Origin of the sequence: Mesobacillus campisalis (assembly GCF_000986785.1) — a bacterium.
Lineage (GTDB): Bacteria > Bacillota > Bacilli > Bacillales > Cytobacillaceae > Mesobacillus_B > Mesobacillus_B campisalis.
On record NZ_LAYY01000026.1, the window covers coordinates 30,807 to 45,673 of the forward strand.

Genomic DNA, 14,867 nt, shown 5'->3' on the forward strand with positions numbered 1-14,867 from the left:
TTTTACCAACTCCCTATAAAATCAGTGAAAAAACAGTCTTGCAGCTCAGACATGAATCCTACTCTCGATAGATATAGCTAGGATGCTTTTTTCCTTTTATAGATTCTGTTTTGCATTTCGTGAAGCACTATATTCACTTCCTTGATTTTCATGAAGGAAATCAGAACGAAATACATAACCCCCCCAAGGAAAACTGATACGAATAAAGAGTTGGTTTGGCTGTAGAAGTTCAGGAGAAGTTCAAAAGCAGACCTACTGCTAACCCCCATGATTAATGAAGCAACCAATATTTTTATAAACGATAGCAACATCGCTTCTCCACCAAAGTCACCAACCCTTTTCCTTAAACTCACGAAAAGAAGAACAGAACAAAATACAGCGGAAATGCTTGTGGCCAACGCAAGGCCTCCGATGCCCATGTATCTCGATAATATTAGATTTAAAACAATATTCAGGAGTAAACAAATTGAGGAATTCACCATTGGCGTTTTTGTGTCTTGAAGAGAGTAAAATGCATTTGAAAGAATCATTTGAAGACTTAAGCCGATCATACCAATGGAGTAATAAAACAAAGCATTTGCCGTTAACGAAACTGCTTGTTGATTAAACTCTCCTCTCCCGAACAAGAGCTGAACGATAGGCTCGGCAAAAATCATATATCCCACTGTGGCAGGCAACACAATGATATTGATGGCACTGACACCTGTAGCTAAATATTTTTTCATTTCTTTCATATCATGTGCCGCGGCCATTTTTGAAATTTTAGGATAAAGGACAGATGTAATGGATGATACAGCAACCCCTAAGACTACAAGGTTGATTGTATTCGCATAATTCAATGCTGAAATGCCCCCCACTGCAATATGGGAGGCTAAGGTCCGGTCTATTAATAAATTTATTTGCGCAATTGACGATCCTAATATTGCGGGAAGAGCCAGCACAACCATATTACGAAGGTTTTTGTCATGAATCTCTAATCTCGGTCTGTACCGATAATTTTTCTTATAGCCATAAAAGCTTAAGAGGATAAACTGGGAGGCAATAGCCAATACACTTCCAAAGGACAAGATATAAATATTGGTTTCGGAACTTAAATAGAAAGAGCCTATCACGATAAAATTGGAGGGAAGGCCCATAAGTGCAGATATGATAAATACCTCTTTTATTTGCAGAAAAGCGGTAAGAACATAGATGACCCCCGTAAAGTACACTCCTGCCAAGGATATTCTGGTAAAATCAATGGCTAACTCCAAAGTATCTCCCCTAAATCCTGAAGCAAATAGCTTAACCAATGGTTCTGTATAATTAAGTCCCGCTATAAAGATGAAGGTACAGATGACCAATACTAAATTAACAACATTATTGGTGTATTGATGTGCTTTTTTTGTGCCATCACTGCCTTCAATTCTGGTATACATTGGTATAAAGCCTGTTGAGATTCCTTTTCCTATAATTGCGAATATAACCGTAGGAATAGTTAAGGATATTAAGTAAACATCACTTACAGTTGAAGCACCATAGAAGAAGGATAAGGCTATATCCCTAATAAAACCCAGTACCTTGGAAAACATTGTTAATAACATTAAAATAATAACTGTTTTTTTCATCTAATCTCCTACTTACATTGTTATTAACAAAGGAGGGAAGAGCCCCCTATATGTTTAGATGCTTATTAGTGCTGGACTAGTTAATGGATGGCCTGCACTTTATTTGCCTTAAAAGCTTTTTGTACTGTTTTATATAGGCTTTTCTCGATTTCAGGTCCATTTTGGTTAGCCTCATTGCATAATAATTCAAGAAATATAGGTTAAAATAAGACATTCTTGCTTGCTGTTTAAAATCTAGTCCAAATAATGTAAAAGCCCTCTCCATCTCATGGTCATATTCTCCATTTACATACTGATTCAAGAAAAGATCGTTCTTATTAATATAAAACTCCACCCACATCATATTAAAAAAATCATAAAAGAAAAAAAGGTAGTTGGAGAACTCCCAATCGATGAAATAAATTTCGCCGACAGATTTATCCAACAACGTATTGGCGGTCCAGAGATCTCCGTGCAGTCTTAACATAGGAACATTCATTTCTTGAAAATCAGCCTCTATCTCGCTCCAAATAAAAATTGTGTCCCTATTGTTTGGCACCGATTTAAAAAGGCTTATTGGTGTCACAAAAGGGTACGTCCCTTTCACCAAACAGGAACAAAAGTAATGATAATATCGATTAAAGACATCTTCCATAACCTTTAGTAAGTCTTCATCCACCCAATCCTTCGTTGGGTGAAAGGTTATAAGTTCTTCTGCAAGCATTAATTTTTCCTCATTGACAAATAAAAGGGAAGGCAAGGCGAAGAATTCTCGAAAATGTTCATAATTATCAATTACTGACTGATAATTCTTTTTATCCGATAAAATCGTAAGCACTTTCTTATTACTAAAGTCAAAAATCCTTTTATCGCTATATCCATTACTGCTCCTAACGGAACATAAACGGTACCCAAAAACTGATTCATTGCTAAATCTTTATGGGGTAACTCCAGTCTTTTTCTAAAAAGTACACCCTTTGCGAACCTAACCATATATTTCAGCAGGGAATTCCGATAAAAACTTTGAATTATCCCAGCAGCTTTGGGTTCCTCATCAACCCTGGTAATATATTTAATGGATTCGTTGAAGGTATAGGATCCTGGGCTCATATACTCTGCACTTTCGTAAAAGCCGTGAATTACTGCTTTTTTACCTTTCAGATAATTGTTAATCCTTGCGATCATAATCCATCCACACCCGACTGTTTTATATTTACTATTTTGTGACCGCGTTTTTGTCTTTCAATGAAAACACTATTGCCCCTAGAAATAACCAAAGCACCCGGGCATTATTTAAAGAAATGGCCAGGGATCCAATTAATAGAATAATAATCATATCCCGCAAAATAAGATTTATTTCGTTATTCATTTTTGATTGTGTTGCTTTACCCAGTATAAAAAAGACATAAATAAAAAATAAAACCGCAAGCGGAATACCCCATTCAGCGGTTAGCTGTAAAAATGTATTATGGGCTACATTATCATAGTGAAACATCTGCCAGGCAAGAGATGTATAGGTTCCAATGCCAACTCCAATCAACGGTGATAGCTGGATAACTTGTAATGCCGCTTTCCAAGTGGCTTCTCTTCCAGACCCCCCCTCTGACACAGCAGATCCGAAGTCCGTAAGAAGGTAATATACCCTGCCGAATGAAGGGATTTTGGCTGCGATGCCGCTAAATATTGTTTCAAGTAAAAGCATGGCCCAGGGAGCCAGCAAAGCAAGAACAACAATAAAAAAAACCTGGAAAACCAGGACATTCAGCTTTTTTTGTTTTAAGAATAGATATTCAACCAGCCTTATAAGAGAATAGGATAGTAATGTAATGATTCCCGTCTTCGAGCCTGATACCAGTACGGACAGCAACGTTAATATGGCTGCAAGCAGCTTGTAGCGGGTCTTGATGCTCTCCATTCTAGTGAAATAAACCATAGCCGTGATTTGTAATACGGAAAAATAATTAGGATCAATCATAAGACCTCTAAAACGGGTTTCTGCAAAATATAAAATGTCTGTAAACAGAGGGATATTAAGAAACGTCAGCCAGACTCCAACTATTCCAATCAGCATTCCAAAATATGAATACCATCTTATTGTTTCCTTCAAATAATTTATTTGACTCAAGTTATAGCCAATGATGAAGTAAAAAAATATGGCCAGCAGTTTTATATAATCACTTACTATCCTGGCAGGTGCGGGCTCATGCATAAATTTAATAGGGATATAAAAAGCCGCCGTCACTAAAACCATGAAGGAAATGGCTATAAAAAAGACCAGTGGAGTCATCGGAACTAGCAGCCTCTTGTTCCATATAAGAAACACAAGGATAAAAATAGAAAAAAAGTCTGCAAACGACAGATTCACGCCAAAAATGACGTTTGATTGGTGAAGTAAAATCGCCGTAAAAAAGATCGACAGAGTGACCCAAACACTTCTCCCAGCCTCTGTCCTATTCCATTCAAGCGTGTGAGCCACCATGCAGTCTACTCCCTTCTCTAGTAATCACCAACTATCTATTTACCGGTAATGGCCATAATAGCCCTCCAGTTTTTCCTCTACTCCATTTACAACCACACCTATTATTTTAGCACCTGACCTTTCCAGCAATTCCTTGGCTTTTACTGCCCGGTCCTTTTGGGTCTTCCCACTGGCAACCACCAGAACGACACCGTCACATTTAGTGGCCATAATTTGAGGGTCTGTGACAGCAAGGATGGGCGGCGAGTCAATCACTATATATTCGTACATTTCTTTTAACTCGCCCATCAATAGCTCCATTGCTTTTGAATCCAAAAGTTCCGCTGGGTTAGGAGGAATAGGGCCACTTGTGATAATGTCAAGGTTCGGGACATTCGTTCGCAATACTGTATCTTCCAAACTGATTTCCTTCGCCAAAACGGATGTAAGTCCTTCCATATTGCTAACGGTAAAGGAATAATGGACAGTCGGTTTTCTTAAGTCTGCATCCACTAGAATAGTTTTCTTTCCTTTTTGGGCCATGACGATTGCCAGATTGGCAGCAGTAGTCGACTTTCCTTCGGCAGGGTCTGCAGATGTTACGAAAACGGTCTTGATTATTTTATCAACTGAGGAATAGTGAATATTATTTCTTATAAGACGGTACTGCTCTGTGATGGGAGCTATCGGATTGGTATGCGCTATTAGGGATACAGGGTTTTTCTGCCTGCGCTTCGTTTTACGACTCAAGTGTTTCACCCCTTACTTTTTTTGCCAAGGCATCGGATGATGAGTCCTTCGCTGACACCTTTTGAACAGATCCCAGCACCGGAAGTCCGAGGCAGGCGGCTACATCTTGATCATTGTTAAGAGTATTGTCCAGCATTTCAATCAGCATAGCGATTCCGACTCCCGCTAGCGCTCCTACCACAAAGCCTGCCACAAGATTGAATAATAAATTGGGGCTTACTGGCACAGGGTTTTCTTTTAATTCTGCTTCAGCAAGAATACTGACGTTATCGACTTTCATGATTCCGGGAATCTCTCGCTGAAAAGTTGTGGAAACAGAGTTCGCAATTTTAACCGCCGTTTCCGGATTACTGTCTTCTACTGTCAGCGAAAATACTTGGGAATCTTCCTGGCTGGTTATCGTAATTTTTTGGTTAAGCTGTTCCACACTTTGTGAAAGGTTCTGATCTTCAATCACCTTTTTTAAAATAACGGGGCTTTTTATGATGACACTGTACGTATTAATCAGTTCCACATTGTCACTTACCTGGCTTAAGTCAATTTGATTCTCTGAAGTTTTCTGGTTTACCAGAATGAGTGTGGTTCCCTGGTAGGCAGGAACCAACACATAATGGGTAACCGCAGCACTAAGGATTGTTGCGGTTAATGTTAAGAGGACAATGATCTTCCATCTCTTCTTAAGAATTGTGAACAACTGTACTAGATTGACGGTTTCACCCATAATTTCCTCCGGTTTAATTTTAATAGATACTAAGTTGCTTCGTTCGCCTTGAGATTAGCCGCTTAGTTCGTCTATATTTTCAAGATTGTTGCAGCGGACTTTACTGCTTAGCGCTTTTTTGACAATGGCAATAACTCTCATTTGGTCATAAAGTGTCATGTTTGACCCAGACGGCAAGCAAATCCCTCGCTTGAAGAGCCGCTCTGATACGCTCTCAGTCCTGCCATGAGGGAAGTATTTATAGTTTTGGAACAGGGGCTGCAGATGCAGCGGCTTCCAGACCGGCCTGGCTTCAATATTTTCCTGCTCCAGTAAGTTGAGCAAATCGACGGGAGACAGCCCTGCCAGCCCTTCATCAATGGTTAAAGCAGTTAGCCACCTGTTGGAAAAGGTATCCTCCAGTTCTGGCATAAAAGAGATGCCGGGAAAATGAGCCAGTTCTCTCTTGTAGGTTTTAAAGACTGCCCGCCTTTGGTTTACCCTGCTGGCAAGCACTTCCAGCTGGCTTCTTCCAATCCCGGCCAGAATATTGCTCAAGCGATAGTTATATCCCAGCTGGCTGTGCTGATAATGAGGGGCGGGATCCTTTGCCTGTGTGGCCAAAAACCTCGCTCTGCCCAATGCCTCGGTATTGTTGGAAACAAGCATCCCGCCTCCGGAAGTGGTAATGATTTTGTTGCCGTTGAAAGAATAAATCCCAAATTCCCCAAAAGTACCGCTTGCCTTCCCTTTATAGGCAGCACCCAGGGATTCCGCAGCATCTTCAATGATTGGTACACCGTATTCACGGCAAATGGCTGAAAGCTCATCCATTTTGGCCGATTGCCCGTACAGGTTGACGATTAATGCTGCTTTCGGCATTTTTCCCGTTCTTTCAGCATCCTTAAAGGCTTCCTCCAATGCTTCAGGAGACATATTCCAAGTTTCCGGCTCGGAATCAATAAAAACTGGCTCGCCGCCTTGATAGAGAATGGGATTGGCAGTAGCCACAAAGGTTAGGCTCGAACAGAACACAACATCATTCTTTTGGACATCCAACAAAGATAAAGCCAGATGGATGGCCGCAGTGCCAGAGCTTACGGCAACTGCCCCTTTTACTCCGACAAGCTCAGCTATATCCTGTTCAAACGCGTCAACATTTGGCCCTAAAGGAGCAACCCAATTATCCCGGAACGCTTCATCAATGTACTTCATTTCGTTACCGCTCATATGGGGAGATGAGAGAAAGATTCTTCTATTAGTGTTTGATATATCCAAATTAACCACTCTCTCTTTCCTTTTTCTTTGTTCCGGTAAAATCAGGTTCGTTGAGGTTGATGTTTTCAGATCGGAGCACTTTTTTAAAAGTCAGCAAGATTATCTTTAAATCTAGAAAAAAAGACTGATGATGGACATACCAAACGTCCAATTCAAACTTTTCTTCCCATGTAATGGTGTTCCGGCCATTCACCTGGGCCCAGCCGGTAATTCCCGGCCGTACCATATGCCTTTTCGCTTGTTCTTCTGAGTACAACGGGAGATACTCCATTAATAGAGGCCGCGGGCCTACTAAACTTAAGTCGCCTTTAAGTACATTGAATAACTGCGGCAATTCGTCCAGGCTGTATTTTCTTAGCAAAAGTCCAAATGACGTGACCCGATCCGCATCCGGCAGCAGCTTTCCGTTTAAGCCACGCCGCTCGTTCATACTGCGGAATTTATACAAGTAAAAAGGCTGTCCATTCAACCCTGGCCTTTGCTGTCTAAATATGACTGGTGCACCAAGTTTATATTTTACGAGAATCGCGATGACAAGCATTGCGGGCGACATAAGGATCAGCAGGGACAGGGAAACAAATATATCCAGAATTCTTTTCATTCTCTAAAGCCACCTATCCTCCATATTTTACGGGCCGTTAGACACTATGGGAGTTGGTTCCGTCTTATTCCCATTTAAATAGAGATCGATAGAGGAGTATCCTGTGATGCTTTTCGGTTCGCAATCTGCAATAATCTTTCCCTCAGGTCCGCCTTTTCCATGGACGCAAGATTTTCAAGCAGGTCCTGGATATCTTCAATAAATAGTTCTGAGGTTTTTCCGATATAAATCTTCGGGTATATCTGCTGTTCATGCACTTCCTCTTCCTTTAAAAGTTCCTCGAACAACTTCTCTCCTGGCCTGATTCCCGTAAATTCCACGCCTATGTCCTCTACGGAATTTCCCGATAGTTTGATCAGGTTTTTGGCAAGGTCGACAATTTTTACCGGATCGCCCATATCCAAGACAAAAACCTCTCCTCCCTTTGCCAGTGCGCCAGCCTGAATTACGAGCCTTGAGGCTTCGGGAATGGTCATAAAATAGCGGATCATATCCGGATGGGTTACTGTGACAGGCCCGCCTTTTTCGATTTGCCTCTTAAACAAAGGGATGACACTGCCCCGGCTGCCGAGCACATTGCCGAAACGGACTGCGACAAATCTTGTACCGCTGTGCCTATCCATTGCCTGAACAATCATTTCTGCCAGACGCTTTGTGGCACCCATTACACTAGTTGGGTTCACTGCTTTATCGGTCGAAATCATAACAAAGGTTTTGACTCCATATAAACTGGCTGCCTGTGCTACATTCATGGTTCCAATCACATTGTTTTTCACTGCTTCTTCCGGGTTCCTTTCCATCAGCGGGACATGCTTATGGGCAGCTGCATGGTAAACGACGTCCGGCCGATATGTTCTCATCACCAGCTCCATCTTGCCGGCATCTTGCATATCGGAGATTTCTGTAATGATTTCTCCAGGAAACTCGGCATTGCTCTCCTTGAGCTCCATTTCAATGGAATAGATGCTGTTCTCTCCGTGCCCCAATAAAATGAGACGGGCCGGATGGAAAGGGATGACCTGCCGGCATATTTCGGAACCGATCGATCCACCCGCCCCCGTCACCAATACCGTTTTTCCAGTGACATATTGAGAAATCCTCGTAATGTCAAGCTGGATAGGCTCCCTTCCCAATAAATCCTCCACCTGTACATCCCGGAACTGTTTGACAGAAACCTTACCGGTGACCAAGTCCTCTATCATCGGCAAAATTTGCGTTTTCGCATCGGTTTCGGCACATTCCTGAAAGATGGTGTTCAAGTCTTTTCTTTTAAGTGAAGGAATGGCAATGACGATATGTTCAATTTCAAGATGATTAACAGCCCAGACAATTTTGTGAGATCCCCCTATAACTGGAATGCCCATAATATCCAGCTGCTGCTTGTTTGGGTCATCATCGATAAAACCTACTGGTAGAAGCCCGGCTTCCTTGTTTTTCAGCAATTGGCGTACCACCATTGTTCCTGCTGCCCCTGCTCCGACAACGAGCGTCCGCTTTTGGTCCGTATTTTCACGGTTAATAGAATCACGGTACATTCTCCAGCAAAATCGTGAACCGCCGATTAGAAGGATATGAAGCAGCCACGTGACAGCCAGCAGCCTGAAGAAAATTTCTTCCAAAACAATCCTCTGCAGAATCGCCGCCACAATAATTGAAGAAGTAACTACCTTGAAAATGATTAATAATTCTCCCAGACTTGCATATTCCCAAGCCTTTCTGTACAAATGAAATCTGAATGAGAAAAAATGATGGCTTAATAAGATGGCAATGACACTGACCACCGTTGGCAGAATAAAAACTTCCAGTGTGCATTTAACAAGAAATAAACTAACAAAAACAGCCGTAAGGACAATGCTTGAATCAATCAAAATGAATAAACTTAACCTTTGCTTATAGGTCATGGATAAGCCCCTCCCAAATCCTTTCTTTGTTTGTCTGCAGAACACCAGTCATTTTACGCGGCTGTTAAAGAAGAAAAAAAACACTGGCCACTCGCAGCTCTCCCTTTCCTCCTCGTTAAAACCTTTCATTATAGGATCTCGGATGAGACCTTATAATGAAAAATTTTAATAAGCGGGGCATCCAACCCCTCCTCACATCACACTCCCGACGACTTGCGTCTAAGGCTTTACGCCCACAGCATGACCGAGTGCCTTCATTGATAAAGGTAAGAAGACATCACCCGACCGCCATTCTTTATAAAGAACATTATTCGCAAAATTTTTTCTTGGGTCTATTAAAGATTAATTCAACTTAATATTATTCAACATTTATTAACTATTATGGTAATTCTGTATAAAGAACATGTCAATCAAAAATGGAATATTAAGGTAATATATTTTTGTTTATAATTTGACATTTTTCTCCCTGCTTCTTCTATAATTCCCTAGAGTTACATCAGTAGATTTGCACAAATTAAACTATTTGACGGTATTTGCTTTAAACACTGTAGATAGGGGAAGGGGCAGGATTCATATATCGAACAGTATGCTGAAATTTCTCGAAAAACAATAAGCTGCCAAACAACTTTTTTAGCAGCCTGAGAAAGTATTTAACCTTGTTTCAGGTTATTGATTAAATCTTTAATCTGTTGTAGCTTTTGCGGACTCATTTGCTCCTCGGAAAATTCAATTTCCACTTTAAATGTGCTTTTTACAGTTGGCGTTGCATTCAGAACGACCTCCCTCTGGTCAATATCATTCTTGACCAAGTCTTCCACTTCTATATCAAGATGGCGGGAAAGTCTTTGCAATATATCAAGGCTGGGATTGTTTTGGATATCCCGCTCAATTAGGCTCAAATAAGATTTGGAAATCCCCGTCAGTTCACTTAATCTGCTCAAAGTGAGACTTTTCTTCATGCGCAGCTCTTTCAGCTTTTTTCCATCCACTTTTTAACCTCCACTTCTTTAGCAAACCATCGGGCAACGCTCCACTTCTTTAAACAATGTTTATTCAGCCGCCCAGTCCTTTAGTAACAAGGGTAATAACGAGAGGGCCAAGAATGACGATAAACAACGAAGGAAAAATGAAAAATACCATCGGGAACAGCATTTTCACCGGGGCCTTCATCGCCTGCTCCCGTGCTGCTTCCCGTCGCTGCTCCCGGATTCTTGTTGTCAGGTTCCCAAGTACTTTCGCCATACCAATCCCCAGCTGATCAGCCTGAATTAATGAGTTGATGACGCTTTGAAACGAATCGGAAGGAACCCGTTTTCGCAGCTCATAAAACGCTTCTCTTCTGGACATGCCAAGCTTCATGTCCTCCAGTGTGCGGATAAACTCATCGGCAATCGGCCCTTTCATTTTCCGGGAGACATCGGCCAGGGCCAGGTCGAGACCCATACCCGCCTCAAGGAGAAGGTTCACCGTATCAAAAAAGTCTGCCATTCCTTTATTAATTTCCTTAATCCGCGCTGTTGCCTTCTTGCCGAGATAGAAAACGGGCAGGCGGAATCCGAGGAAGGCAACGGTAATGGCCAGCATCCACCCTGCCGATTTTTCCTCAACGCCAGGAAGTATAAGGAGCCCCATCCCTGCCCCGCCGCCAATCGCCATAACCAATTGAAACAGGCGGAAATCGATGGCCGTTTTAAAAGGATAGCCGGCGTCCTGAAGCAGGGTGTCCAGCTTTTTTCGCTCTGTTTTTGAAAGGCGTTTATTCAGATAGTTTGTTCCTTTTTCCCAGTATTTTTCGATCAATCCCGATAGGATGGTCTTCTTTTGTTTCGCTTCTTCAGGCTGATCTGCGGTGATCAAACTCTCCCCAAAATGCTTGGATACCCGCTGGTTAAATGCAAGTTCCTTTTTATACACAGTCATTAAAATGCCGGCAATCGTAAAGGTGAAGAATCCGGCAGCTAAAAATAATAAAACTACATTCACCATTTCCTACACCTCAATCTTGATAATTCTTTGAATAAAGAACCACCCCGTAATAATCGATATCCCTGCAACTGTCAGCATTAATAATCCTAATGGATGATTGAGCATGGGATCAAAATATTCCTTGTTAACCAAAGCAAGGTATAATCCCAAGCCCACCGGCAGCAAAGTGATGACCCAGGAAGACATTCTTCCCTGGGCTGTGAGGGTGTTCAGCTCCTCAAGAATGCGGATCCTCCCTCTAACGGTGTCTTCCATTGTTTCCATCAGGGCGGCAAGGTTGCCCCCGCTTTTTCGCTGGGCCAGGATCGCCCGTACGACGACTTCGAGTTCCTTATTAGGCAGGCGCCTCACCATTTCCTTAAAAACATCATCAAGAGGAACACCAAGGCTGGACTCTCTGACCACCCGCTCGAACTCGGGTCCTAAAGGTGCCGGCATTTCTTTCCCGACAAGCTGCATCGCCTGCATGAAGCTGAACCCGGCACGCATGGAGTTGGCCATCATTCCCAGGATTTCAACCAGCTGATAGGAAATCATCTTTAGTCGTTTTTCACGCTTCCTTTTCATCTGGATATCAGGAAGTACATAAGCCATGACAGCCGCCATCACCCATACATACCAAGGGAAGGCGAACAGGAAAGCACCTATCCCTGCCAGGAAAAAAAGGGACACCCGAACAAATAAGTACTCTTCCGGCTTCAATGCACTTCCCGCTTCAAGCAGGAGTTTCTCGGTACGTTGGCTGAACTGGATATTTCGAAATAGCCTGGATGCGGAAAACAGGGCTCCTTTTAATTGCCTTTCTTTTTCAGCCGCATTCTGCTCTGTTTCCTCTTCCTTCCTGACTGGCAGGAAGTCCTTCATCCGGTTTTCCATCCACCTCTTTTTAAAAACATTTTTTAATAGAAGGAATATAATTAAGCTTGATCCAAGGAAAATGAACAGGAGCGTTAATAATGTATTATCCATGCCTACCACTCACTCGCAAACCAGGAAGCTGGCATTTTATATCCATTAAGCTCCAGCTGTTCCGTGAATCTCGGACGAATTCCTGTTGAAACAAATTGACCGGCAATTTTTCCGTCATCGCCCAGGCCGGATTCCCGGAATAAGTATAGATCTTGGAGAACGATCGTATCGCCTTCCATTCCCAAAACCTCCGTAATATGGGTGATTTTCCGGGTTCCGTCTTTCATCCTCGCCTGCTGGACAATTAAATGGATAGCGCCTGAAATTTGTTCACGAATCGCTCTTACGGGAAGATCAAATCCTGCCATCATAACCATAGTTTCCAAACGGGCGACAAGATCGCGTGGAGAGTTGGCGTGTCCCGTACTCAAGCTGCCATCGTGTCCGGTGTTCATCGCCTGCAGCATATCCAGGGCCTCGGCACCGCGCACCTCACCGACGACTATGCGGTCAGGCCGCATCCGCAGGGAGTTCCGCACAAGATCGCGAATCGAGATATGTCCCTTGCCTTCAATATTGGGAGGCCGGGATTCAAGCGAGACAATATGCTCCTGGTTCAGTTTCAATTCGGCAGCATCTTCTATCGTAATAATCCGGTCTTCGTTTGGGATGAAGGAGGATAAGACGTTCAGTGTCGACGTTTTACCAGAGCCCGTTCCTCCACTGATGAAAATATTTAGTTTTGATTTTACACAAATATCGAGAAACTCCCCCATATTCTCGCTTAACGTGCCAAAGCGAATCAAATCATGAATGGTAAATGGCGTTTCCGAGAACTTACGGATTGTCAGCGAGGGGCCCTTTAAAGCAAGCGGCGGAATGATGGCATTTACCCGTGATCCGTCAGGCAAACGGGCATCAACCATCGGGGAGCTTTCATCAACGCGGCGGCCGATCGGGGCCACGATTTTCTCGATCACCCGCATGACATGGAGATCATCCTCAAAAACTGTTTCGCTCCTGAATAGCTTTCCGTTTTTCTCAAAATAAACTTCTTTCGGACCATTCACCATGACCTCGGATACTTGAGGATTCTCCAGCAGCGGTGTGATTGGCCCATAGGCAAGAAGTTCGTGCTTTACATAGCTGATCAGCTCCTGTTTTTCCTCAAAGCTTAAACGGCTTTCTTCTTCTTCAAAGTAGACTTGGCTCAGTTCTTCAATGACCTTGGTTTCTTCTTCCTGGGTTCTGCCCTGGTATTTTTTTAACTCATCAAGAAGATAGCTATGGAGGCTTGCTTCGACCTCCCAAAACCGCTTGGACTTCTGCTTTGATTGCACAAAAACAGGAGCATTTTCCATTTCACGTTTTTCTTCTTTATAACGTGTAAAAAGAGACATTACATTCCCCTCCTTACGTACTAATTAGAAATCTGCGCTTTACCTTATTTGTTTGGACGGCCTGCTCAGGCTCCTCCTTGACTGCCAATTTCTCCGACAGCTTCAGAATACATTTGCTCAGCTGGTTTCTCGGGTCTGATATAACGAATGGAAGGCCAGTAGCAATGGCACCCGTGGCAACTTTCCCCTGCTCTGGAAGAACAGAATAGATGTCCATATCGATGATTTCTTTCAGTTTGCTAAGTTCCAAACCTTGTTTTTTCGTATTTTTATTTAGGATCACTTTGACCTTATCTTTAAGCTGCAGGGTGTCCAGTGTTTCAAGATAAAGCTTGGTAATCCTGATGACGGATAAATCATTGGCGGTGAGCAGTAAAATCTCATTTGCCTGCACTAGGCAGCTCATATGAATATCGGATAAATAACCCGGCATGTCAATGAGCACGACATCGTAGAGCTTTTTAGCTTCATCTATAGCGGTTTTCAAATGCTGCTCGGTGATTCCTTCAAAAAACTCCGGGCGAGGAGGCGCTGCGAGGATCGCCACACCGCTTGGGTGCTGAAGCATATACTGGTCGATGGTATAGTTGGTGCGCCCGTACGCTTCCTTGACCCATTCATAGATGGTCCGCTTTGGTTTTTCGTTAAAATACATAGCCATATCACCAAACTGGATGTTGGCGTCAATGACGGCCACTTTTTTCCCCTTTTTTGAGAATGCAATAGCCAGATTTGCGGTGAAGGAAGTTTTGCCGATGCCGCCCTTGGGACCGCAGACTGCCAGCACAGCGCTGTTTTCCTTGGGAAGTTGTGCATATACCTTCCCTTTGCCGGAGCGGTGTTCCATAAAACGGATCGCCTGCTGCACAGCCTCCCGCATTTCTTCATTAGTATAGGAAGCTCGTAATATATCAGACGCACCCATATTCATCGCTTTTTTCACATTTTCCATATTGTCAGGAACAATGAGAATCACATAGACATGCGGGTAGGAAACCGAAATCTCCTGGCATAGGTCGTAAACATTGTAGACCGAGTTCGCCTTCAAAAACAAAACGGAAGTTTGGTTTTCGACCAGCTGTTTGTGGAGGCTTTCCAGATGATTTGTGCTGACCAGTGAATATTCCTTTTTATCCAAATAGGCAGCCAGGTCGCCTGGATCCGTATTGGTATCAGAAAAATAGAACCAGTAAATGCTCACGTTTATTCCTCCTTATCGTCATCTTCCTTGATGATTTCCCTTGTTTCCGTGTAGCCTTTCTTGCCGGTCTCCTTATCCTCTTCGTTACGAAGCATGA

At 42.9% G+C, this 14,867-nt stretch carries 14 protein-coding genes; all 14 read right to left on the reverse strand.

The annotated features are described in order from the left end of the window. Nucleotides 1-77 precede the first annotated feature (77 nt). Entirely contained in the window at nucleotides 78-1,607 is a 1,530-nt protein-coding gene (gene murJ / locus WQ57_RS18405; RefSeq protein WP_046525226.1) for a murein biosynthesis integral membrane protein MurJ, read from the reverse strand. Nucleotides 1,608-1,683: 76 nt separating this feature from the next. Further along, nucleotides 1,684-2,310 (reverse strand): phosphotransferase, encoded by a 627-nt coding sequence (locus WQ57_RS18410; RefSeq protein ID WP_046525227.1) that lies wholly within the window; start codon nucleotides 2,308-2,310, stop codon nucleotides 1,684-1,686. Between the two features lie 71 nt (nucleotides 2,311-2,381). Further along, nucleotides 2,382-2,771: a hypothetical protein gene (locus tag WQ57_RS18415; protein WP_046525228.1), complete on the reverse strand. Its 390-nt coding sequence runs from the start codon at nucleotides 2,769-2,771 to the stop codon at nucleotides 2,382-2,384. A 31-nt stretch (nucleotides 2,772-2,802) separates the two neighbouring features. Continuing rightward, nucleotides 2,803-4,065, reverse strand: coding sequence for an O-antigen ligase family protein (locus WQ57_RS18420; RefSeq protein ID WP_046525229.1), 1,263 nt, complete (start codon nucleotides 4,063-4,065; stop codon nucleotides 2,803-2,805). Between the two features lie 39 nt (nucleotides 4,066-4,104). Continuing rightward, nucleotides 4,105-4,794, reverse strand: a complete 690-nt coding sequence (locus tag WQ57_RS18425) for a CpsD/CapB family tyrosine-protein kinase (RefSeq protein ID WP_046525230.1) — start codon at nucleotides 4,792-4,794, stop codon at nucleotides 4,105-4,107. Continuing rightward, a complete protein-coding gene (locus tag WQ57_RS18430) occupies nucleotides 4,784-5,515 on the reverse strand; it encodes a YveK family protein (protein WP_046525231.1) in 732 nt (243 codons plus the stop codon). The genes WQ57_RS18425 and WQ57_RS18430 overlap by 11 nt, the downstream gene beginning before the upstream one ends. Nucleotides 5,516-5,569: 54 nt before the next feature. Further along, on the reverse strand, nucleotides 5,570-6,724 hold the full coding sequence (locus WQ57_RS18435) for a DegT/DnrJ/EryC1/StrS family aminotransferase (RefSeq protein ID WP_046525232.1): 1,155 nt from the start codon (nucleotides 6,722-6,724) through the stop codon (nucleotides 5,570-5,572). Nucleotides 6,725-6,773: 49 nt separating this feature from the next. After that, nucleotides 6,774-7,373 carry a sugar transferase gene (locus tag WQ57_RS18440; protein WP_046525233.1) on the reverse strand — a complete coding sequence of 200 codons (600 nt, stop codon included), beginning with the start codon at nucleotides 7,371-7,373 and terminating at the stop codon, nucleotides 6,774-6,776. 74 nt (nucleotides 7,374-7,447) lie between these two features. Then, nucleotides 7,448-9,274 carry a polysaccharide biosynthesis protein gene (locus WQ57_RS18445; protein ID WP_046525234.1) on the reverse strand — a complete coding sequence of 609 codons (1,827 nt, stop codon included), beginning with the start codon at nucleotides 9,272-9,274 and terminating at the stop codon, nucleotides 7,448-7,450. A gap of 650 nt (nucleotides 9,275-9,924) precedes the next feature. After that, the gene (locus WQ57_RS25775) at nucleotides 9,925-10,263 is read right to left on the reverse strand and encodes a helix-turn-helix domain-containing protein (protein WP_052948815.1); all 339 of its coding nucleotides are present in this window, start codon (nucleotides 10,261-10,263) and stop codon (nucleotides 9,925-9,927) included. Between the two features lie 64 nt (nucleotides 10,264-10,327). Beyond that, a complete protein-coding gene (locus tag WQ57_RS25780; RefSeq protein WP_052948816.1) occupies nucleotides 10,328-11,260 on the reverse strand; it encodes a type II secretion system F family protein in 933 nt (310 codons plus the stop codon). Between the two features lie 3 nt (nucleotides 11,261-11,263). After that, nucleotides 11,264-12,229: a type II secretion system F family protein gene (locus WQ57_RS18460; protein ID WP_046525235.1), complete on the reverse strand. Its 966-nt coding sequence runs from the start codon at nucleotides 12,227-12,229 to the stop codon at nucleotides 11,264-11,266. A gap of 2 nt (nucleotides 12,230-12,231) precedes the next feature. Next, nucleotides 12,232-13,569 (reverse strand): TadA family conjugal transfer-associated ATPase, encoded by a 1,338-nt coding sequence (locus WQ57_RS18465; protein WP_046525236.1) that lies wholly within the window; start codon nucleotides 13,567-13,569, stop codon nucleotides 12,232-12,234. Nucleotides 13,570-13,582: 13 nt separating this feature from the next. Beyond that, nucleotides 13,583-14,770: a CpaE/TadZ family protein gene (locus WQ57_RS18470; protein ID WP_046525237.1), complete on the reverse strand. Its 1,188-nt coding sequence runs from the start codon at nucleotides 14,768-14,770 to the stop codon at nucleotides 13,583-13,585. Nucleotides 14,771-14,867: the final 97 nt, after the last annotated feature.